The following is a 20592-nucleotide window of genomic DNA, read 5'->3' on the forward strand; positions in this document are numbered from 1 at the left end:
AATCACACATCACTCCAATTAACTGGTCATAAGGAGAGCTCGCTATCCATTAGCAGGCACCACAAGAGCTAATTGAGTAGACATTAAAAGCTCCCCGGCAAAATCTGCCAGGGAGCTTCTTTCTTTTGATCAAATTTACTTTGCCGCTGCTTCTGCAGTCGGCAATTCATTATTCACATCGGTACGGACAACCATCACGTCCACCCGTGAATTACGGTTAACAAAGGCGGTAACGGAACCAACGACTGCGCGTTGCATCTTTGATAGTCCACTTGCCCCGATCATGATTAGGTCATTCTTGTGATCGCGTGGGAAATCAAACGAGATCACCGTCTTCGGATTTCCTAGGCGGACGTGGATATCAATGTTGTTAAAGTGTTCATTTTCCTGTGCATCAGTTAACAGGTCATCAAGATAGTCCTCTGACCGGTCAACCAGTTGGTAAGCGATGCTGCCATCGGACATCCCCGCAAAGTTGTAAGACATTGCCCGGGTGTCGACCACATTCAAAATATCAACATGAGCCCCGTTACGCTTAGCAGTTGAGATTGCCTTTTTCAAAGCCAGCTCCGCCTGCTTAGATCCATCAACGGGAACCAGAATGTTCTTGTATTCTTGGCTCATCATCGTAACCTCCATTCATGTTCATTGTGTACTTATCATGTACGACATATGCTCATTGAATAACTATCTTTAATAAACATTGTACTCCCATTAGGAATTGAAAAAAACATTTTCATTGTTTTTCATACTTTTTTAACTGCTAACAGGTCCTCATGTTGACAATTATGGGGCCCCAACCTACAATTTGGGAAAGGAAACTTAAGATTATTAAGTCAGAGGGAGTTGGTGTCAGTAATGGACAAGATTGACCGTCAGATTATTAACATGTTGCAAGAAAATGCCCGGGTTTCACTGAAACAGATGTCGCAGGCCTGCTATATTTCCTCACCAGCAATTGCCGCCCGCATCAGCAAATTAGAGAAAAACGGCGTCATTACTGGCTATCATACCGTTGTCAACATGGAAAAGCTCGACTACCATGTTAAAGCCTTCATCCAGCTACAGTTAGAACCGCGTCAGAAAAAAGAATTTTACCCTTACGTCCAGAGTATCCCTAACGTTATCGAGTGCAATTGCGTTACCGGCGACTACTCAGAAGTGATGGAAGTCGTTTTCCCAACTACCGCTGACCTGGATAACTTTATCAACACCATCCAAAGCCGCTTTGGTAAGACCAGCACCCAGATCGTATTCAGCACCAGTGTAGACCACCGCGGAGTCATCTTGAAAAATCCTGAAGAAAATTAGGAGGAATTATCATGAAACCACAACTAATCGGGCTCCAGCATGCTTATAATAGCCGCGACCTCGGCGGGTATGTCACCACTGACGGCCACCACGTCAAATCCGGCCGACTCTTTCGGACCGCCCTGCTCCACGACTTGGATGATAACGACTTGCAACTGTTAAACCAGCTCAATGTCACCAAGATCATTGACTTCCGGGATAATGCGGAAGTAGACCACCTGCCAGACCGTGTTCCGGATTCAGCAACCTATTTCCATCTGCCAGTCTTTAAGGAAGACGAAACTGGTGCTAGCCTGTCGACTGCCAAGCCGCTCCAACGACTGGCGGTGGACTACCAGGCAGGAATCAAGTGGATGCTAACTGCTTACCACGACATGGTCACCATCGAATCAGCAAAAGCCGCTTACCAAGAATTCTTCAGCCAGCTATTAGCCGCTGGCGAAGATGAAGCAACAATCTTCCACTGTACCGCCGGAAAAGACCGGACCGGGGTAGCTGCCTACGTTCTTCTCCGGATCCTCGGTGTCTCTGCCGAAGACGCCCGTGAGGACTACCTCTGGACCAACGTCTACTCTGCTGCCCGTGTCCGGATGCGCCTCGAACAGGTCAAAGCCGCTGCGGGTAACGACGTGGTTGCCTATAACGTCCGTCATATGTCAGCCGCCCTGCCACAATATCTCAACACTGCCACCCGGATAATTAACCAGCAATACGGTGGGATGCAGCCCTTCGTCCGCAAATTTCTGGGGCTGTCTAATGATGATGTCGCAACCCTTCGCCAGCTTTACCTGGATTAAACCGTCATCGTGGTATAATGTTAGTAGGATTAATTAACCGAATGGAGATGTTAAGGATGGAAACACGTATTTTCTTTAATCCTGGCGACTCAATCGCAAACATCCACGATTACAACGAAGCTGTCCGTAAGGGGCAGATCTTTAAGCGTGAACGCCACGCTGACGATCTCGTAATTGCCAAGGGGCCTGACGATGAGGAATATGCAATCTTCTACGCCAAGGACGAGTTGCCAGCCACTCACCAGTCATCAAAGCCCTATGACGTTAAGAACCGGCTGTAAGAGCACTTGCCTGTCGATCAGCCCAACTAAAAAGCATGACCCGGAAAAATCCGTGGTCATGCTTTTTTACTCATTAGTCATCAGTTAACAGCACGTGAAGCAGCTCCTTCGCCGATTCATGGAGGGCGGCCTTTGACTTATCATTTCCCAGGTGTGTGTAAACTTCGCCGACGTAAACGTCATGGTCAAAGAGGGTCTTGAAGACCTGGTCAATAATCGGCTTGGTCCGTTCCTCTTCTTGAACCGGACCAAACGGGTTGGCAAAGAAAGTCGTGCTAAAGCCGACTTCATCGGTCGTCCCCAGGGCCATCCGTTTACCAGCAACGAAGGTCTTCTTGGCTTCATCGACGTTGTTAAAGCGGTGTAGGCCAATCTCTTTGTCATAGTTGTTGGCATAAACCCACATATCAACGTGATGGTGCTGGACAACGTGGTCCCAGGTATCAGCCGGGATAATGACCCGGGCATTTTTGCGCTCAGGGTTGAGGTAGACACCCCGGTCCATGTTGTCAAAGGCAACGGCGGAACTGAGGTCGTCGAGGCGGACAAAGGCCCCAATTTCGGTCCCCTGGGCGCTGATGCCATTTTTAACGTGGTTATCAATGGTGAAGCTCCCCATATCGTCAAAGATCGTCTCTAAGTTTGCAATCTGATCGTCGGCAACTTCCTGGAGAGCTTCCAGTGACTCGGACTTGCCGGCGCCAGAATCACCAAAGAAGACAACGTTGCGCTGCTTGCCGTTGGCAAAAGTGATCTTAACCATCGACCCGTGAATCGGCAGGGATCCACGGTAAATCTGGTGGAGGTTGTGGACCGTCAAGCACATCTTCTTCATGTAGCCAAAGTAGGTCGTCTTGTCATTGTACGGCACTTCGGCAACCCAGATATCATTGTCGGCATCGTGGTGGTAGTGACTGACATCCCCCTCCGTTGGTGTGAGACCGAACAGGATAATTTCGTCAGGTTTCTGGTCGCGGATCTCCTTGGCACTGGCCAACTGGAAGAGGTTAGACAGCGCCAGCCCGTTGACTAAGTAATCGACATCAAAGTAGATGAAAGCAAGACTCTCACCAATCTTTGCCGGATAACAAAGCCACTTGCCGTCCTGGTCGGCAAACTTAGCTACCGGGTTGTAGTCGACCGCTGAGAAGACCCCTTCCCGCTTGTTGCTCTTTGTGTGCATCATCAACGGTGGACGGAGCATTACCCGGTCAATAAACGGCACTTCTTTCAGTGCCTCGTAGCCAGCTGGCATCTTCCACTGGTGGTGGTCGATTAGCATCGCCGCGTTAGTCCCGGCATCCAACTGACGGTAGACCTTATTTGGGAAGCCCTGTAATTTTTCCTCGATTGTTCGGTAAAGGACCCGGATTTGGTCGTTGAAGAAGTTATCAACTTCGCGGAACTTAGCGCCAATAATCTTATTTTGGCTGTAGTCCATGATTGATACCCGCAGGTATGACCGATAATAGGTATAGAAATTTTCGATACTGTCGAGGATTTCCCCACGACTGTAATGGTCGTAGGCCGAAATATCATCAACCAGGATCTTCTTGATGACGCTAACGTAGTCTTCGGCGGTCTGGTTTTCAAATGAGTCGTTACGCTCACCATTGTGCAGTGAATGGAGGTAAATCCGTACCATCGTCTTCCACTCATCGCTGTTGATCATCTCGTACATATTGGTGTAATAGCGTTTACTGAAATTGAGTAACGCCACCTTCCGGCTTGGTGCAATGTATAGTGAATCCGTTTGAACTGTTCGTCTATTTTCTCCCATCGCTGATCGACCTTTCCTAATTAAATTCTCATTTAGTCCGTCAATAATATTGTACCCTATTTTCCAATAGCCCGTAGATTCTTTTCTGTTGTGCAAGCCCGAAAACGGTTTGAACTGCGCAAGATAGCGAACAATAATCCCTAATTGCCTCTGGATCGTTCTTGACGATTAGTTTTAAAATGACTAAACTAGTCTTAATCATTATTAATCAAATACTCAGTTAAAGCTCGAAGGAGGAGTTCTTATGGAACTGGCGTCAAGTTTAAAGGGTCAGATTAATCCCCGTTTGCTCGCAGTAAGTGCTTCAGGGGTTCGTTCGTTTGATGCAATGGTCTCCAGCATCCCCGGCGTGGTAAAGCTAACCATTGGTGAACCGGACCTCAATACACCGGAACACGTCAAGAGTGCTGCTAACCACAGTATCACCAATAACGACTCGCACTACGCGCCGCAAAACGGGACGGAAGAATTCCGGCAGGCGGTCGTTAACTATATTCACCGGACTCGCGGTTTAGATTACGACCCAGCTACAGAAGTCGTCGCGACTATCGGGGCCACGGAGGCGATCTCTTCCACCTTCTTCTCCATTCTTAAGCCAGGCGATAAGATCATTATTCCAACACCTGAATGGTCACTGTATTTCCCGTTAGCTGAACTAGCTGGGGCTGCACCGATTCAAGTCGACACTTCTGCCGATGACTTTGTCCTGACACCAAAACACCTGGAACAAGTCCTCGAAGAACACGGGGAAAGTGTCAAGGCGATCCTGCTCAACTACCCGAACAACCCCACTGGTCGGGAATACCCTGAAGAGGTGCTTCGTGGGTTGGCAAAGGTCATTGAAGAACACAACCTCTTCTGTATCGCCGATGAAATTTATAGCGACCTGGTTTACAACGGCAAGCACTTCTCCATCGCGAATGCCATCCAGGACCGTACAGTGCTGATTAGCGGGCTGTCTAAGTCCCACGCCATGACTGGCTACCGACTGGGCTACCTGTGCGCACCAGCCGACCTGGCAGCACAAATCAACAAGATGCACTCCCTGATGGTGACTGCCGTTAACGACAGTGCCCAGGCTGCCGGTGCTGAAGCACTGAACAATGGTGAAATGGACCCGGTTGAATCCAGCAAGGTCTACGTTGAACGTCGTGACTTCCTTGCAAGCGCCCTGAACGAAATTGGCATGCCGCCAGTTTCACCCGACGGTGCTTTCTACCTCTTCGCCAAGATTCCAGCATCCTTCGGCACTGATGACCTCGATTTTGCGACCCGTTTGGCCAAGGAAGGCAAGGTTGGCTGTGTCCCAGGATCATACTTCGGTGAAGGCGGCAAGGGCTACGTCCGCTTCTCCTACGCCGCTTCAATGAACACTATTCAGGAAGCTGCTAAGCGCCTGAAGGCCTTCGTTGCTAACAACTAATAGTAATAATATTGCCCCCGTGAATGGCTGGCTGCTTGCTAGTTGTTCCCGGGGATTTTTTTGTTGAAAAATTATTAACTAACGCGTTTTCACTTGACTGATAGCCGGGAAAGTACGTTATCCTAGTTACTAACTTTATTTTTTAGGAAAAGGAGTAATCCCGTCATGAACATGATAATAGCGTTAATTCCCGCCATCGGTTGGGGAGCAATGCCATTAATTACTGGGAAGGTCGGCGGATCACCCGTGAACCAGATTTTTGGCATCGGCGCCGGCGCCTCCATCATCGGCCTGCTGGCTTTCCTCGTCACTAAGCCAACAGTTAGTCCCGCCGCTTTTGCCCTGGCCGTTCTCTGTGGCGCTCTCTGGACGATCGGTCAAATCGGCCAGTTTATTTCTTTCAAACACATTGGCGTCACTAACACTATTCCACTCTCAACCGTCTTCCAGTTAGTTGGTAATTCGTTGATCGGTATTATCATTTTTGGGGATTGGCCAACCCCACGGGCAAAGGTGATCGGCTTCTCTGCACTCGTTATCGTCATCATTGGGGCCCTTCTCACATCAGTAGTCGACCAAAACGACAAGGGGCTTACCGTCCGTGATGTGCTCTTCCTTCTTTGTACAACAGTCGGTTACTGGGTGTACTCCTCATTTCCCAATATCGGGATCATCAAACAGCAAAGTACCACCGGGATCTTTCTTCCCGAAATGTTGGGCATTTTATTAGGAGCCCTGCTTTATGGTTTCTTTACTGACCGCCAATCGTTTATCCAACGAGCCCAGTACTTAAACATCTTTGGTGGCCTGTCCTGGGGGATCGCCGCCTTCGCCTACATCTTTTCAGCCCAGACGAATGGCAATACCGCGGCCTTTATTTGGACCCAGCTAAATGTGGTAATTGCGACTTTTGGCGGAATTATTGTCCTGCATGAACACAAGAGTCCGCGCGAATTGCGGTACACCATTCTTGGGATCATGCTAATCGTTGTCGGCAGTATTGCAACTTCATTTGCATAGAAAACGGCGAATCTGGCATGCCAGATTCGCCTTTCTGCTTTAACGACCACCAACAATCTTGGCAGCTGCATTTTCTAGTGTTAATAATAGCCGGTCCGCGTTTCCCCGGAAATCACTGATAAAACTGTCTTCTGTCGAACTAACCGCGCCGACTTGTTTTCCCATAAAGTCGGTCACCACCAGCTGAGTCCCGGACCAGCTTACATCGTCATAGTGTCCTTCCAGAGCTTCGTCCATCATCGCCTGCATCGTATCGCGAACAGCGTCCTTAATAACATCATCAACGGCGAGGTCTTCACCATGCACCTTAGCCGCAGCGATTTTCATTGCAACTTCTTCCATATTAGACGGAATTTCAACACTCATTCGTCCTCTCCTTTCCCCGCACTTGACGGCTTTTTTCCTTCCTATTATGCTAAAAACAGTAAGGAGCGTTTTATTAATGAATGAAATTTATTGGCAGCAGATGACCCCACAGGGTTACCAGGAAATCCAGCAGCAAATTGCTGAACTTCAGGATCAGCGTCCCGCCAAAATTGCCCAGCTAAAAGCGGCACGGGCCCTCGGCGACTTGTCCGAAAATACCGAATACAGTACCGCCAAGCGGGAACTGCGTCACCTAGAAAGCCGACTGCGTTACCTTAACAAACTGCTCACCTACGCCAAGGTGATGACACCAGCAAATAACGGTAAAGTGGGGCTGGGATCGACGGTGACGCTGGAATTTACTGATGACCATTCTCAGGTCAGCTACCAGCTAGTCGGCAAGCAGCAAGCCGACGTCAACCGTCACTTGCTTTCGTTTGACTCGCCACTGGGCAAAGCCCTGATGCACCAGCCAGCGGGAACCACCGTTAGTGTGACTGCTCCAGCCGGCAATTACCAGGTGAAGATCCTCAGCATTCAAACCCACTAGCTCAGCTGCAAGGCTCGGCGGTATGCCGCTGCAGTCCGTGAATCAAAGGCCACGAAGAAGACTTCCGCAAGACGGGGGTCTTTTTTTGTAAACTGGCGAACCGTCTTTATCGCAATCAGTACTGCCCGATCGAGCGGGTAGCCATAAACCCCGGTACTAATTGACGGAAAAGCAACTGTCTGGCAACCGTGGGCTACTGCCTCTTGCAAACTGTGGCGGTAACTGTTAGCAAGCAGCTGGGCTTCATTGGCTTGTCCGCCACGCCAGATTGGCCCTGGAGTATGGATAATCCACTTGGCTGGCAGGTTAAACCCTGGCGTCGTTTTCGTTTCGCCAGTCGGGCATCCCCCAAGCCGTTGACAAGCTTCGCCAAGCCGGGGACCCGCCGCGCGGTGAATGGCCCCATCCACACCGCCGCCACCAGCAAGGCGGTCGTTGGCGGCGTTAACAATCGCGTCAACCTTAATTGTCGTAATGTCGCCCTCCACTACTTTTAATTCTGTCATGAATGATCCCTTCGTTTCTCCACTTATTATCACTTTACCGAACTGTAAAGTTCCTTCCGATAAGCAAAACACCAGGTGTTCTTTTTTGCCACCCAGTGTTTAATTCCTTTACCAAATGTTGACCCGTTGGTCTTCCGGTAAGTACATCCCGTCGCCTTCGTGGACGTTGAACGTCGTATAGAAATCAGCCAGGTTCTTAACTTGGACATTGGCCCGCAACTTGTTTGGCGCGTGAACGTCAACGCTTAGCAACAACTGCATATACTGGGTCGTCGCTTTCATCCGCCAGATCCGCGCCCAGTTAATGAAGAAGGCCTTCAAGTCGGCGTCGTCTTCCTTTTTGGCTGCCGAGAGGGCACAACTGAGCCCACCCCCGTCAGCAATATTTTCGGAAACAGTCAGCTTACCGTTAACCTTTTGGCCAGCAAATGGCAGCCCGTCAAATTCATCGATCATTTTCTGAGACAGTTTCTTAAAGTGCGCCCGGTCTTCATCAGTCCACCAATTATTTAAGTTCCCTTTTTCGTCAAATAACGAACCGTTGTTATCAAAGGCGTGAGAAATTTCGTGAGCGATGACGGCTCCAATACCACCAAAGTTCTCGCTAGATGACTGCTCAGTGGAGTAGAACGGCGCTTGTAAAACCGCAGCCGGGAAGACAATGATGTTCTTAAACGGGTGGTAGTAAGCATTAACCGTTGCCGCACTCATTTCCCAACGGTTACGGTCAACTTTCTTTCCCCACTTGCTGAACTGGTCTTCCAGAAATACCCGGCTGAGGTTATTGAGGTTGGCCATCAAGGATTGGCTTAGGTCAACGTGCAACTTATCATAAACCGCCGGCACTTTGTTAGGGAACCCAACCTGGATTCCCAATTCATTTAGCTTAACAATCGCCTTTTCACGCGTTTTTGGACTCAGCCATTCGTTGTTTTGCAACCGCTGCTTATAAACGTCAACCATTGAATGAACCATCCGTTGGACGTCAGCCTTAGCTGCTTGTCCGAAGTAACGGCGACCATAGTAGACCCCCAGAACCTGGCTGAAGACCCCCCGTGCCATCCGGAAAGCATACTTTTTCTGGTTGACCGGTTTCTTTTGACCGGAAACCGCCCGACCATAACGGCCGTTGAGTTCACGCAATTCATCGGTTAGCAACCCGGCATTGGACCGAATGTAATTGACGATCAACCAGGACTTAAAGAGCTCAAAGTGTCCCGTCAAAATATCATCCAAGGCTGCCAGGTACTTTGGTTCAGTAACGATTACTTTATCTGGCTTGGCACCAATTAGTCCTTCAATAATTGCTGCTAAGTCAAGCTGCTTGGTATGGTCCGCAAATTCAGTCAGCGTCTGCGGATTGTACATCTTGCTGTAATCAGCCGCTTCTTCAGCACTCTTCACGTGTGGAACCAACAGCTGGTCAAATGCAACTGTCTGATCAATCAGCTGCTGCGTTTCGTCAGCTGAAAAGCCAAACTTTGGCAAGACTTCGCCAATGTTCTTCTTCCAGAGTGCCATCAGCTTTGGCCCCTGCTGGTTACCTTGGTCGTAGTAGGACTTGTCAGGCAGGATCAGACCTGGCGCACCAGCAAAGAGGGCGTTAACCGTTGCGTTTTTCATGTCAGCATCAATATCAAAGAGTACTGGTGCTGCCACCCCGTTTTTGGCAAATTCCAACCAATGCTCCTGGTAGTCGGCATAAGATTGCAGGGCCTGAACCGGCTTGAGACCATCGAGCAGTGGCTTGGTTCCTTCCTTTTCCCGCCGTTCAAAGTCTCCCGCTAACTGATACAGCTTCAACAGTTCTGCGAAACGGTTTTCTGTCGGCATCTGGTCATGCTGCTTACCGGCAACAAAGTCATCCAAGTCCGCCGTCAGTTGCTTTTCCACCTTATCGTCCAGGTTTTGAAAGCCCCCGGTTGCTGGTTTATCGTCAGGAATCGTTGCCTGCTTAACCCATTCCCCGTTGACCGCTTCGTAAAGGTCGTCCTTGATCATTTTCTGGTTAATCGCCATTATGAAACTCCTTTCGCACTTTTCATCTATTATCTAGTATACCGGTTTTTCCTGCGTTTGACTGCTTTGACGCCACACGAAAAACGAGGCCCGGGCACTTGGCCACAGACCTCATTTTATTGTTACTTTGTCGCCGAATGATGAGACTTTTTCTGTCCAAATAATAAGAGTCGGGTAAAGATTAGGATGACTGCCGCAATGATGAAGACGTTACGGTAACCAAGGTGGTCAATTGCCAGCCCACCAACGAAGGGCCCCAGCGCCTTTCCAAGTGAAGAAAAGACGTTGACCAACCCCTGGTTGCGTCCCTTGATTTTTGTCGGGGTATTCTCATCGACGACCGCCGGTGAAGCAGGTACATAGAGTGCCTCCCCGATTGTCAGCAAAATCATCGCCAAGACAATCGGAATCTCCGTCTTAGCAACAATCATCACAACAAAGGAACAGAACAAGAAACTCAGCCCCCACTGTGATTGCAGTAAGGCTGACGAAAAGATCTTCTTTTTGAGGATTAACAACTGAATCAGGATAATGCCGATTCCGTTAACCACCCATAACCGGCTGTAGAACGAGGTGTTAAAGCCCAGGTTTAAGAAATAAACGGACAGGTTCGACATCCACTGAGAATAACAAATCCACATAAAGAGCAGGGTGATGAAGACCCGGAAGATCAAGCCGGTATTAAATTTCGTCTGGGGCGCCGTTGTTTCTTCCTCTTGTTTGCTTGTCTGCTGAAAAACCACCGCTTTTTTCCGCGGGTAAACTGTTGGCATAGCTATTGTTGCCACTGCCACCACGATGATCGCTAGGATCAAGATAACCACCATCAAACGGTGGATCCCCCTCCCATTATAAAGGAAACTGATAGTTCCAGTACCGACAACCAAACCAATGTTGACCGCCAGATACAGCAGGTTAAAGTCATGCCGTGATTCCTTGCCAATGTCCATGTAGGAAACCAGCGCGTACATGACCGTCAATGCCCAACCGTGGATAAAGCCATACGGCAGTAAGAAAACCACGTAGCCAACCAAGCCAGGCGCTAGCAAACCAATAAAGGAAACAAACAAGATTCCCCAAACCCCAATCATCAGGACGATGAACGGGTCAATTTGGTCAAAGAGCTGGCCAGCAATTGCACTCCCAATGGCATTAAGCAGCGAGTAACACATCAGGATAAAACCAATCGCCGTCAGCGAAGCATGGAATTCCTGGTGCATATAAAGCGTGCTAACAGGCCAGACAATCGAGTACTTAGTATTGATTAAAAAGGCCATGAACAGAACCCGCGGCAACGTTAAGCGTCGTTTAAAAATAAATATTCTCCCCCTTCGACGAGAACCCCCAGAGCTGGCAATTCAACTCTGGGGGTTCTAATCACTTTGCGTTTCGAGTTTGCAAGAATGCTAGAATGGACGCTGCTGGTTGTTCAAGGAAATCTTACCGTCCGGGGAGTAGGACAACTGGTTGAGAATTTGGAATTCTTCGTAGCGAACCATCCCGATGGCATACAGCTTAAAACCTTGCAGGTAGCGTTGCTGGATTTCCACCTGTAATTGTTGTGGATCGCGAATCAACACACCATTTTGTTCAGTGATTGCCCGTGGTGACAGCGGAATAAGCACTTGCCGGTCTTCCTTGATCATCGCGTAGTAGAAACCATCGTCGAAGTGACGGGTAACGGTAAAGTGACCCATTAGGTAAACCCAGAATGAGATATAGGCATAATCGTCCTTACCCTTATCGATGGCGTAAACTTCCAGGTCTGCCAAAGAGCTAATAATCTTCAAACCATTGACCATGTCTTCTGCTTCCTGCTGGTAGTCAGGGTGGTCTGCTAAGTACTGCTTCACAGCATCTGCCATGCCATCATCCTTAGTAGCGGCCTTCAGTTCTTCTCCATCATGATACTTGGCAAATGGTGCCAGTTCGTGGAGGGCGCCAACGGATAACCCCGTATCGATTCCCGCAACAGCGACCTTTACATCGTCGTCTTGGCGCATCGTTTGAATGCGCATTGATTGCCATAATTTCATTCTCTAAAATCCCTTTCACAATATTAATTTACTTCTCTATTATAAACTAAATCTGGTTTATGTATGAGAAGAAAAAGAGCGTGGTGAACAATGTTCACCACGCTCTTCAAAACTTAAGCGACAAGATTACTTGTTAGCGTACTTTGCTTCAGTTTCGTCATCGAATACTTGGCAGTAAGCAACAGTCTTGCCATCTTCCTGATGGAAGTATACACCTTGAATTTCAGGTGCGAAGCCAGGGAACAGGTTAATACCTTCTTCAAGAATGGAGAAGTACTTAACAGCAGTGTCACTCCACTTTTCACCTGGTGCGATACAGAAGATACCAGGAGGGTATGGAAGAGCACCTTCAACTGCAGTGTGGTCCTTAGCATCTGAAAGCTTTACCAGTTGAGTGTTGTTGTGCAGCATTTCAACGTCGGCAGCCTGTGCATCACAAGTCTGTTCTGGGAAGTAGTCACGCAGGAACAGGTGCTTCTGGTATTCCTTAGTGTTGTACTTCTTGTAGAACTCGTGCATTTCAAGACAAAGTTGCTTTACAGTGTAACCACGGTAACGGTCAATGTTCTGCTTGTACAGACGTGGAAGTACGACTGACAGTGGAGCATCTTCCTTAACAAGACGTTCGAAGTTAAGGATCATGGTTACCAGGTTGTTCATCTTAGCGTCAGTTTCAGCTGGCGTCATCAAGAACAGAATTGAGTTCAAGTCGTTCTTTTCTGGGATGATACCGTGTTCACGCAGGTAGTTTGCCAGGATAGTAGCTGGAATACCGAAGTCGGTGTATTCACCAGTTGATGCATCGATACCAGAAGTAGTCAGCAGGAACTTGTTAGGGTCAACGAAGTATTGATCCTTGCCGTAGCCATCAAATCCGTGCCACTTTTCGTCAGGGTCAAATGCCCAGTACTTACGGTTGTTGATGATTTCTTCAGTGTCAATGTCTTGCCACTTCTTACCGTCAACTACCGGAGGAACGAATGGACGAATGTAAGTTGCGTTGTTCAGCAGACGCTTACGTGCGTTAACAGTAGTCCGCAGAGTGTCCATCCACAGACGCTTTCCTGCAGGAGTACCTTGCATGTGAGCGTTGATGTCCAAAGCAGCGAACAGTGGGTAGAACGGTGAAGTAGAACTGTACTTCAGGTAAGCGTTGTTGAACTGGTCGTCACTGATGTAACGCTTCTGGCCCTTGATGTGGTAGTCCTTCTTTTGGATCTGTGAACACTGGGAGAAGCCAGCTTGCTGCTTGTGAGTTGACTGAACAACCAGGATACCTGGGTCATCTGGACCGAGTTCCATGTTCAGTGGCGAGCAGTCATTCATAAATGGAATGAATTGTTCGTAACCAACCCATGCAGAGTCGAATTCGATGTAGTCACAAAGGTGACCAATCTTCTTAATAATCCGGTGTGCGTTAGCAATAGTACCATCGTAAGTACCTAATTGAACAACGGCGATCCGGAATGGGTGCTTTTGATTTGCCTTTTCAGGGTCAACCTTAGCAGCTTGCTTACGAAGGAAGTCTTCGTCGAAGTCACTGTCGTAGATCCCACCAATGAACCCGTATGGGTCACGTGAGTCTTGCATGTAAACTGGACGACCACCAGAAATTACCAGAGCCTGGTTGTAAACAGACTTGTGGTTGTTACGGTCGAACAGAACCAGGTCGCCTGGTGCAACAGCAGCAGAAAGTGCAATGTTGTTTGAAGTGGATGAACCATTCATAACAAAGTAGCACTTGTCTGAGTTGTAAACTTCAGCGGCAGCCTTTTCAGCTTCCATAGCTGGACCTTCGTGAATCAGCAAGTCACCGAGGTCAACGTCGGCGTTACAGATATCTGAACGGAAGACGTTTTCGCCGTAGAACTTGTAGAAGACGTTACCAGCAGGGTCCTTACGGAAGTATTGACCACCTTGGTGTCCTGGACAGTCGAATTGGATGTTCCCGCGTTCAACGTATGACTTCAATTCCTTGAAGAACGGTGGCAGGATACCATCTTCGTACTGTGCAGCAGCGTGTTCAATTTCGCGGTCGTAAAGACGGTGGTCGTAACTGTTGTTCAGGTCAAGAATGTGGTAAATCTTGGCCATCATGTCAGGCGATACCTTCGTAGCGTCCTTGGAAATAACGAATACTGGAATGTCAAACTTAGTTGCTTCAACAGCATCAACGATGTCCGTGTCGTCTTCGTTTACAACGACAGCGGCAACATCAACGAAGTCAGTATCAGTAGCTGATACGACTTCACGATCAGTGTCGAAAAACTGCGAAGCTTCTTCAGTTGACGCAATCTTCAGCTTGTTGTCCATTGAATAATGCCTCCAATAAAATAAATATACCAGCAAAAATTAGTAACTTGGAACAATTTCATTATCACTCATTGGCTTGGATATTTCAACCCCCTTTTTGAAAACACTTTCTTTGACAATTTTTTTCGTAAACAGCAGATTTTTTGCCTTTTTTCATCAAAATCACATAATTATCCACATACTTTACTTAGTCTCTTTTTTGCTCAGTTGTCTTGGTATAGTCGGTTTTACACCTTATTTTTCGCCTATTCCATTTATGAAAATAGCTGCACAAAGTTTAAATTGGGCTGAATAAAAACCCCGTAAATTGAGGACAATTTATGGGGTTTATACATTTTTACTTTTAGTTTTCCTTTGTCACTTTATTAATACGAATCATCCGGCCGATAATCAGCAGCAACGTCAGCGCCATCAAAACAAACGACACTACAAATAAAGCATTGTAACTGTAGGCTTCAATCATAAAACCACCAAAGAGCGGCCCGATTGCCCGACCAATCGAAACTGTCATACTGACTAGTCCTTGATAATGACCGGCTTCGTCTATGCTGGTTAACGTCGAGACCCAGGCTGGCACTCCTGGCAAGCTGGTTAAGTCGCCCAGTGTCAACACGACCATCGACAGGGTAAACGCTGCTAACGTGTGAGCGTTGATTAGCAAAAGAAACGAAAGCGCAAAAACCGCAAGGCCCGTGACAACCTGCGTACTGAGCTTAATGTAGGGGGCAAGTTTACCAACGATCGGCTGGCCACAAATAACCAGCAAGCCATTCAATGTCCACAACATACTGTAGTAGAAGAACGGAATGTGCATATTGGTAATGTGAACCGACATAATTGACTCCCAGAGGGCGTAACTCATGTAGATGGTCACCAGGTTAATACAGATTAACCGTACCAGACCGACCTTTAGGCGGTGGGTCCGACCACGCTGTTTTTTCACTTTCCGCTTTTTGGCGTTAGCCTTGATCTTGGCAAAATTGACATTGAAGTGAAAAACAACCACGGTCGTCAAAACAACATAGCAAACAGCGGTCGCCAAGAGGACCAGTCTGATGCCCAGCGGAAACAAGACCCCTACCAGCAGCGTTCCCACTACGGTGCCAACGTTGAAGGCCATGTAGACAACATTGAACACATACCGTTGGCTATAACCGTTAACACCGGAACTATACGAATTAATTAGTGTCGCACAAACACCATCCCCAAAGCTGACAAAGGAAATGAGGATCGCAAACATCGGCCAGCCATGAAAGAAGATCATTAAGGTGACAGCGACCAACGCAACCGCCGCTCCGATAATTGAAATATCATGAGGTTTCCAATTATCAAACAGCCACCCACCAAGGTAATTGCCGACAATCATCGTACAGGACATAAAAAACATGACGATTCCGGCCATTGTTAGCGTCTGGTGCAGATAATTGTGAACATACATCGTGGTTAACGGCCACAAAATCGCCGCACCAGTACTGTTGGCCAAGTTAGCCAGCAGAACCCATTTTAACTTAACAGTTGAGCTGCTCTGCATTCATAACAATCCTCCGTTTGGGGTATACCAAAAAATTTTTTCGAACAAAAACAAGATTCCTTATCCATCATACCATTCGCCTGCTAAAAGCGAAATCAGGTTATGAAAATGGTGCAAGCAGCGCCGTTCGACCAGCTGCCGAAAACCATTCTGGGTGACGGTTAACGAGCTGACTGGCTGAGCGATAGTCATTTAAATCATAGTTGCCACTGATCAGTTGCTGATCTTGCAAAAGACGAGCCCAGCTGACATCTTGTGGTTCGACCCGCTCGTACTTGAACTGGTTTGATCGTACTTCCCACTGTTCCGTCAATAAGCGGACTGCGCGCCGATATTGCTGACCATTTGTTAAAATTTCCCGTAATTGTGGCGCCGTTAGTTTAACCATTCTTACTCGCCTCCTATTACAATGACCCGACCAGGCGGATTCGTCACCGACAGTTCATTCTGCTTTGTTGTTAGCAACCAGACCACGCGATGGTAGCCGTGGTCGTGGATAGCCTGTTCTCCCCAGCCATCAGTCATAATTAAAATCAATGATTTTTTACTTGTCCGCTGACTGTTTAAATAGTCAAAGATCGATTGGAAGCTCGTTCCGCCGCCACCACTACGCCGGTAGTCGACTAGGCGCCCGCCAGTCAATTCCTGCTTGCCTTCCTGATGGACATCCGCATCGAATGGCAGGATGGTCACAGTTAACGAGCGAGACCGGGCAATGAAGTTCACCTGGTCTAGCAACCGGACAATCTCATCATCACTCATCGATCCCGAATTGTCGACAAAGACCAGCAGGCGGGTAACGTAGCGGGTGATTTTTCCCGGCAACTCCATGCGGTACGGTTGACGACGGTTGAAACGAGCTCGCGAATTTGTTGCCCCGTGAGGAACCGTCCCTAGCCACAAGCTGAGTTGACGAATCCAGCGTGGTCGGGAATGACGGCGGTTAACATTTAACTGTCGTTCGATCATTCCAGGAACCAGCCCCCGTTGCTTTGCCGGTGTTTTCTGCCAAGCAGCGGTCAATAATCGTTGTAAGTGGGCGGTCTTCTGTAACCGCAAGCGTCCCGCGTCTGCTCCTTCAGCTAACCAGCCACGGTGACTATCCCCTGGTATTTGAGGCCTGCCAGGAAAGGAATGAGAGTGTCCGTTGGGGGAGCCCTCCCCACTAAGTAATTGACCAGTTTTTCGTAAATGTCCATTCAAATCAACATGGTTTTTTCTGATAATCTGCAGATAATCAGCCGAGTCTAACCCGCTCTTCACTTGTCGGTGAATAAGCTTACGTAGGTCGGTTAGCGTTGCCGTCCCCCCTGGCACCTGTGACAAGTACTGATTAACGGCAATGTCGCATGCAAATTTAACGTTAGCTTGGTCCGCCGCAGTTGAATAACGCAACGGGTGTCGCCAAATCACGTGCAGTGCTTCATGCTTAAGGAGGGCTACCAACTGGTCAGGAGTGGCTTCCGTCAAAGCAGTGGGATGAACCATTAAAATCAGGGAACTTTCCTTCCAGTCCAGTGCCAATGCTCCAGGCGAGTTGACCGTCACTTCCTTAGGCAGCGCCAGGAGAACTTCACCAACCAACCGCTGCTGCTTGAGGATGGCAACTACCCCCGCGGCAATGTAGCGGGTAGCCAGTCGTTGTCGTTGATCAGGATCTTGACTGGCCGTTAATTGTTGAAAAAGCTGGCTTAACTGATCCATCATTCGGCCCCGCGGTCAGCCCGTGTCGCAACGCGTGCTAACCAGTCAACTAGCTTTGCCGCGTCTTCGCGGTTACTGGCAACTAGTTCTTCGGCAATCTGCTGGTGACTTTCCCCCACCGCTGTTGCTAAACTAAATTGGCCATCAGGGCTGAGTTGGCGAGCGTAATCCGAAAACAGGGCCGCATGATCCACAATGTTCCAGCGAGGATGGTTGTTTTGTTCCACCCACGACTTCATCACCGCCAACTTAACAAACTCTGCCGCATCGGCAAACTGTTGAGGCCCTGTTGGTGAAAGGAGACCGTCAACCGTCAACTCCTGCCCCTGCTGTTTAACATACTCGGCAAATTCGACCCCCACTACCGAACCAAGGTCGCCACTGAAGACATCATCGACTAACTGCCGCCATTGTTCTTCCGGTAGTTTCAATAATTCTGTCAGGTTTTTTGACACCCGCTCCCAGGACCGGGGCGTTGGGTAGAGGTCATCCCCATGCTCCTGGGGAGCTAATTGCTGTGGATGTTTACGCAGGTACTGCTGGACTAACGGCGCAATTCGTGGGCGATCCCCAATTCCCGCTGCCCAGTTTAACCAATCATCAAGCGATGGTTGCATTACCAAGCGGACAGTCCGGTCCTTGATTGCTGCATCACCAGCAGCCACCGCGTAGTCACTGTCAGCAAATTCTTCCATTGTACTATCAGGGTTCTCCGCAATGACCAAGTGAACCGACCCGGGAAGTTGCAGCGAATTAACCCGTCGTTGGAGAACTAGGTTCATCAACTCGCTTTGCACTGCCTGGGTTCCCCGGTTAAATTCATCGAGCAGCCAGATAATCGGCCGGTTGGGTTCTCTTTCGGCCTGGCGAATAATCCTGAGCAATGTTTCCGCATAACCATATTGAACATTCGCCAGTCGCCCATAGTGCTGAGTATCAACAAATGAGTCACTAGTCAGCGGCGGCACTGGAATGGCTAAGTCACCCTTTTCTACCAGGCTGACCACCGTCGTGAACATGGCCGCCCCCATTTGACGGGCGACATCGGTCACTAGAGCTGTCTTCCCCAGGCCAGCATCCCCAACAATATTAGGAACGTTTCCCGCCTTAATGACCGTTGGCACGGCCACCAGCAATTGCCGATAGGTTAACGCCATCTTTTTTCCTCCTTATTATGCTTCATCCAAAATAACTAGCCCTTCATCAAGTACTGACTGGCTAACTGACACCGTCAAAAAACGCTGTAACGGTGTCACTTGGTGACGGTTCTTAAAAGCCAGTGGTAATTCTTTTAAGATAACTACCATCATGTTATTTTCGGTCATCATCAGCTGTCCCGGTTGGTGAAAACGGCCCTTGGTGTGTTTGCCAGTCCGCCAGGTATGGATTTTTACCTGCCCTGCGGAATCCCTTTTCAGCCGATATCCGCCATTGCCATCATCTTCTACTGGGATTCCCTCGTAACGGTGCGTTTCATATTTATCCTTCTTACTCACTCGTCTTCCCTCCGTTTCACGTGAAACAAAAAGCGCGGCATTCATCAATTGCGCCACGCTCATCAGTTATTTTCTTCATTATTTAAGGTAAATCATATTAGATCCCGGAATTCTCAAAAGGGTGTGGGTAGTAGCAATCCGGCCACACCGGATACCCAAGCCGTTGAGAAGAGTGTTTTTGTATCGCACCGTCATATCGGCCATGAAGGCATGCCCGGTTCGGTCGTTTTCCTTAGCCAGCTTCTTCCGGTTCCACGGATAAACAGCTGCCTGGGTGCTAATGAAGTGGTCAGAATCAGCAATTGAGCCATAACGGGAATTAGTCGTGTACTTAGTGTTTTTCGTCCAGTAAGTATATGACACTACCGGGTGTTTACCCATCTTGCTTCGGTTAGCCACAACGTAGTAGAAACCCTTCTTGGTACTCCCCAGTTGCAGGGCTGCATACTTTTCCGAAGTTGTCACTTCTCTACTATTATTAACGTCGACTTCCCGAAAAAAAGTCAGGTAGGTCATCGAGCCAAGCCATAGCAGAGCAATTATTGACAAGCTAACGTAGCGCCAAAACAGTTTACGACTGAAGCGTTGGTGTGTCTTGGCAATCAGCATCAATTGATGGTTACGAATGTATTTCACTGTAAAAATGCACATCGCGATTGCCCCGATCCAGAACAACCAACCTAACCAGTTCCAATTCATTTTCTGCACTCCTATCTGCTCTTGCTTAGTTTTTATTATGACATAACCAGCCCAAAAATGCCCCTCTTCTTTATAATAAAAAAGGGTGTCTTCGCCCTTTCTTGAAAAACAGCTTAATGATAGCATATATTTAAGGTAAATAACTAAAGGAAGTGCTGATAATGTTTCAAAGTTCAAGTCGACGGGGATTTGACTGGTGGAGCCTTATTCTCGGTATATTACTACTAATCTTGTCATTCATGGTTTTAAGGAATCCTGGTCAGGCACTCAGCCTGGTCACTCTCCTTGTTGCTTTCGGAACAATCATCAGGGGGATTTACGAACTTTGGTTTCGTCAAGGTGTCCGGACGCTGCTTGGCATCAAATCTGGCTGGTTAATCGTCATGGGAATTATCGACATCCTGGTTGGTTTCATCTTCATCTTTAACCGCAACCTGGGAGTGACCGTGATTGCTATCGTGTTTGCCATCTGGTTCTTATTTGACTCCATTGGTGATATCCGGGTTGCCGGCGTCTTCAAACAGTTTCATCGTGGTTACTACTGGTTCTTGATCATCCTCTACATTTTACAGATCATCCTGGCCATTTTCATGCTACTAGTACCAGCCATTTCGGCGCTCTCCATTGTCTGGTTGATTGCCTTTTACCTGATGCTGACTGGTATCGCCAAGATTGTGCAAGCCTTTTAGGCTAGACATTCTACCTTCTCCCGGCTACAATACAGGTGAATTTAAGCACGGACTAACGAAGGGGGACGTTT

21 protein-coding genes are annotated in these 20592 nt (G+C 48.3%); 7 read left to right on the forward strand and 14 right to left on the reverse strand.

The genetic code is table 11. The annotated features are described in order from the left end of the window. Nucleotides 1–135: 135 nt before the first annotated feature. Nucleotides 136–624, reverse strand: coding sequence for a universal stress protein (locus C1710_RS03205; protein ID WP_102279962.1), 489 nt, complete (start codon nt 622–624; stop codon nt 136–138). Nucleotides 625–858: 234 nt separating this feature from the next. On the opposite strand from C1710_RS03205, the gene C1710_RS03210 reads away from it, so the two are divergent. The 3 genes from C1710_RS03210 to C1710_RS03220 are packed head-to-tail and all read left to right on the forward strand — an operon-like array spanning nt 859 to nt 2389. Continuing rightward, nucleotides 859–1311, forward strand: a complete 453-nt coding sequence (locus C1710_RS03210; RefSeq protein ID WP_102279964.1) for an Lrp/AsnC family transcriptional regulator — start codon at nt 859–861, stop codon at nt 1309–1311. An 11-nt stretch (nt 1312–1322) separates the two neighbouring features. Then, nucleotides 1323–2108, forward strand: coding sequence for a tyrosine-protein phosphatase (locus C1710_RS03215; RefSeq protein ID WP_102279966.1), 786 nt, complete (start codon nt 1323–1325; stop codon nt 2106–2108). A 56-nt stretch (nt 2109–2164) separates the two neighbouring features. Further along, nucleotides 2165–2389, forward strand: coding sequence for a hypothetical protein (locus C1710_RS03220; RefSeq protein ID WP_102279969.1), 225 nt, complete (start codon nt 2165–2167; stop codon nt 2387–2389). A gap of 73 nt (nt 2390–2462) precedes the next feature. Here the strand turns inward: C1710_RS03220 and C1710_RS03225 are convergent, their stop codons facing one another. Further along, nucleotides 2463–4169: a phosphoenolpyruvate carboxykinase gene (locus tag C1710_RS03225; protein ID WP_102279971.1), complete on the reverse strand. Its 1707-nt coding sequence runs from the start codon at nt 4167–4169 to the stop codon at nt 2463–2465. Nucleotides 4170–4413: 244 nt separating this feature from the next. Between C1710_RS03225 and C1710_RS03230 the strand changes: the two genes are divergently transcribed. Continuing rightward, complete coding sequence (locus C1710_RS03230) at nt 4414–5592, forward strand: aminotransferase class I/II-fold pyridoxal phosphate-dependent enzyme (protein WP_102279973.1); 1179 nt, start codon at nt 4414–4416, stop codon at nt 5590–5592. 165 nt (nt 5593–5757) lie between these two features. Further along, nucleotides 5758–6612: a GRP family sugar transporter gene (locus C1710_RS03235; RefSeq protein WP_102279976.1), complete on the forward strand. Its 855-nt coding sequence runs from the start codon at nt 5758–5760 to the stop codon at nt 6610–6612. 39 nt (nt 6613–6651) lie between these two features. On the opposite strand, the gene C1710_RS03240 is transcribed toward C1710_RS03235, so the two are convergent. Continuing rightward, on the reverse strand, nt 6652–6978 hold the full coding sequence (locus C1710_RS03240; protein WP_102279979.1) for a hypothetical protein: 327 nt from the start codon (nt 6976–6978) through the stop codon (nt 6652–6654). A 76-nt stretch (nt 6979–7054) separates the two neighbouring features. On the opposite strand from C1710_RS03240, the gene greA reads away from it, so the two are divergent. Further along, nucleotides 7055–7528 carry a transcription elongation factor GreA gene (greA, locus tag C1710_RS03245; protein ID WP_102279982.1) on the forward strand — a complete coding sequence of 158 codons (474 nt, stop codon included), beginning with the start codon at nt 7055–7057 and terminating at the stop codon, nt 7526–7528. Here greA and C1710_RS03250 read toward each other — a convergent pair. The 11 genes from C1710_RS03250 to C1710_RS03300 all read right to left on the reverse strand — a co-directional run bounded on the left by C1710_RS03250 (nt 7525) and on the right by C1710_RS03300 (nt 19832). Beyond that, nucleotides 7525–8034, reverse strand: coding sequence for an O-acetyl-ADP-ribose deacetylase (locus C1710_RS03250; protein WP_102279984.1), 510 nt, complete (start codon nt 8032–8034; stop codon nt 7525–7527). The genes greA and C1710_RS03250 overlap by 4 nt on opposite strands. Nucleotides 8035–8142: 108 nt before the next feature. Next, nucleotides 8143–10053, reverse strand: coding sequence for a M13 family metallopeptidase (locus C1710_RS03255; protein WP_102279987.1), 1911 nt, complete (start codon nt 10051–10053; stop codon nt 8143–8145). A gap of 122 nt (nt 10054–10175) precedes the next feature. Next, nucleotides 10176–11330: an MFS transporter gene (locus tag C1710_RS03260; protein WP_146002363.1), complete on the reverse strand. Its 1155-nt coding sequence runs from the start codon at nt 11328–11330 to the stop codon at nt 10176–10178. 129 nt (nt 11331–11459) lie between these two features. Then, on the reverse strand, nt 11460–12089 hold the full coding sequence (locus tag C1710_RS03265; RefSeq protein WP_102279991.1) for a hypothetical protein: 630 nt from the start codon (nt 12087–12089) through the stop codon (nt 11460–11462). Between the two features lie 126 nt (nt 12090–12215). Beyond that, nucleotides 12216–14402 (reverse strand): ornithine decarboxylase, encoded by a 2187-nt coding sequence (gene speC / locus C1710_RS03270; RefSeq protein WP_102279994.1) that lies wholly within the window; start codon nt 14400–14402, stop codon nt 12216–12218. Between the two features lie 343 nt (nt 14403–14745). Then, nucleotides 14746–15933, reverse strand: coding sequence for an MDR family MFS transporter (locus tag C1710_RS03275; RefSeq protein WP_102279996.1), 1188 nt, complete (start codon nt 15931–15933; stop codon nt 14746–14748). 100 nt (nt 15934–16033) lie between these two features. Then, entirely contained in the window at nt 16034–16321 is a 288-nt protein-coding gene (locus C1710_RS03280; RefSeq protein WP_102279999.1) for a hypothetical protein, read from the reverse strand. 2 nt (nt 16322–16323) lie between these two features. Beyond that, nucleotides 16324–17637: a vWA domain-containing protein gene (locus C1710_RS03285; RefSeq protein ID WP_180961289.1), complete on the reverse strand. Its 1314-nt coding sequence runs from the start codon at nt 17635–17637 to the stop codon at nt 16324–16326. Continuing rightward, on the reverse strand, nt 17637–18794 hold the full coding sequence (locus C1710_RS03290; RefSeq protein ID WP_102280003.1) for an ATP-binding protein: 1158 nt from the start codon (nt 18792–18794) through the stop codon (nt 17637–17639). Before C1710_RS03290 ends, C1710_RS03285 begins: the two co-directional genes overlap by 1 nt. 15 nt (nt 18795–18809) lie before the next feature. Next, complete coding sequence (locus tag C1710_RS03295) at nt 18810–19133, reverse strand: DUF7671 family protein (RefSeq protein WP_102280005.1); 324 nt, start codon at nt 19131–19133, stop codon at nt 18810–18812. Between the two features lie 78 nt (nt 19134–19211). Beyond that, complete coding sequence (locus C1710_RS03300; protein WP_102280007.1) at nt 19212–19832, reverse strand: LVIS_2131 family protein; 621 nt, start codon at nt 19830–19832, stop codon at nt 19212–19214. A gap of 161 nt (nt 19833–19993) precedes the next feature. Here C1710_RS03300 and C1710_RS03305 point away from each other — a divergent pair, with 161 nt between their 5' ends. Then, the gene (locus tag C1710_RS03305; protein WP_102280009.1) at nt 19994–20521 is read left to right on the forward strand and encodes an HdeD family acid-resistance protein; all 528 of its coding nucleotides are present in this window, start codon (nt 19994–19996) and stop codon (nt 20519–20521) included. Nucleotides 20522–20592: the final 71 nt, after the last annotated feature.

Origin of the sequence: [Lactobacillus] timonensis (assembly GCF_900240275.1) — a bacterium.
Classification (GTDB): Bacteria; Bacillota; Bacilli; order Lactobacillales; family Lactobacillaceae; genus Limosilactobacillus; species Limosilactobacillus timonensis.

What these genes read in the sequence shown, in the direction of transcription:
- C1710_RS03205 (WP_102279962.1), bottom strand. Translation starts at nt 624, where the DNA reads ATGAGCCAAGAATACAAGAACATTCTGGTTCCCGTTGATGGATCTAAG.
- C1710_RS03210 (WP_102279964.1), top strand. Translation starts at nt 859, where the DNA reads ATGGACAAGATTGACCGTCAGATTATTAACATGTTGCAAGAAAATGCC.
- C1710_RS03215 (WP_102279966.1), top strand. Translation starts at nt 1,323, where the DNA reads ATGAAACCACAACTAATCGGGCTCCAGCATGCTTATAATAGCCGCGAC.
- C1710_RS03220 (WP_102279969.1), top strand. Translation starts at nt 2,165, where the DNA reads ATGGAAACACGTATTTTCTTTAATCCTGGCGACTCAATCGCAAACATC.
- C1710_RS03225 (WP_102279971.1), bottom strand. Translation starts at nt 4,169, where the DNA reads ATGGGAGAAAATAGACGAACAGTTCAAACGGATTCACTATACATTGCA.
- C1710_RS03230 (WP_102279973.1), top strand. Translation starts at nt 4,414, where the DNA reads ATGGAACTGGCGTCAAGTTTAAAGGGTCAGATTAATCCCCGTTTGCTC.
- C1710_RS03235 (WP_102279976.1), top strand. Translation starts at nt 5,758, where the DNA reads ATGAACATGATAATAGCGTTAATTCCCGCCATCGGTTGGGGAGCAATG.
- C1710_RS03240 (WP_102279979.1), bottom strand. Translation starts at nt 6,978, where the DNA reads ATGAGTGTTGAAATTCCGTCTAATATGGAAGAAGTTGCAATGAAAATC.
- greA (WP_102279982.1), top strand. Translation starts at nt 7,055, where the DNA reads ATGAATGAAATTTATTGGCAGCAGATGACCCCACAGGGTTACCAGGAA.
- C1710_RS03250 (WP_102279984.1), bottom strand. Translation starts at nt 8,034, where the DNA reads ATGACAGAATTAAAAGTAGTGGAGGGCGACATTACGACAATTAAGGTT.
- C1710_RS03255 (WP_102279987.1), bottom strand. Translation starts at nt 10,053, where the DNA reads ATGGCGATTAACCAGAAAATGATCAAGGACGACCTTTACGAAGCGGTC.
- C1710_RS03260 (WP_146002363.1), bottom strand. Translation starts at nt 11,330, where the DNA reads ATGGCCTTTTTAATCAATACTAAGTACTCGATTGTCTGGCCTGTTAGC.
- C1710_RS03265 (WP_102279991.1), bottom strand. Translation starts at nt 12,089, where the DNA reads ATGAAATTATGGCAATCAATGCGCATTCAAACGATGCGCCAAGACGAC.
- speC (WP_102279994.1), bottom strand. Translation starts at nt 14,402, where the DNA reads ATGGACAACAAGCTGAAGATTGCGTCAACTGAAGAAGCTTCGCAGTTT.
- C1710_RS03275 (WP_102279996.1), bottom strand. Translation starts at nt 15,933, where the DNA reads ATGCAGAGCAGCTCAACTGTTAAGTTAAAATGGGTTCTGCTGGCTAAC.
- C1710_RS03280 (WP_102279999.1), bottom strand. Translation starts at nt 16,321, where the DNA reads ATGGTTAAACTAACGGCGCCACAATTACGGGAAATTTTAACAAATGGT.
- C1710_RS03285 (WP_180961289.1), bottom strand. Translation starts at nt 17,637, where the DNA reads ATGGATCAGTTAAGCCAGCTTTTTCAACAATTAACGGCCAGTCAAGAT.
- C1710_RS03290 (WP_102280003.1), bottom strand. Translation starts at nt 18,794, where the DNA reads ATGGCGTTAACCTATCGGCAATTGCTGGTGGCCGTGCCAACGGTCATT.
- C1710_RS03300 (WP_102280007.1), bottom strand. Translation starts at nt 19,832, where the DNA reads ATGAATTGGAACTGGTTAGGTTGGTTGTTCTGGATCGGGGCAATCGCG.
- C1710_RS03305 (WP_102280009.1), top strand. Translation starts at nt 19,994, where the DNA reads ATGTTTCAAAGTTCAAGTCGACGGGGATTTGACTGGTGGAGCCTTATT.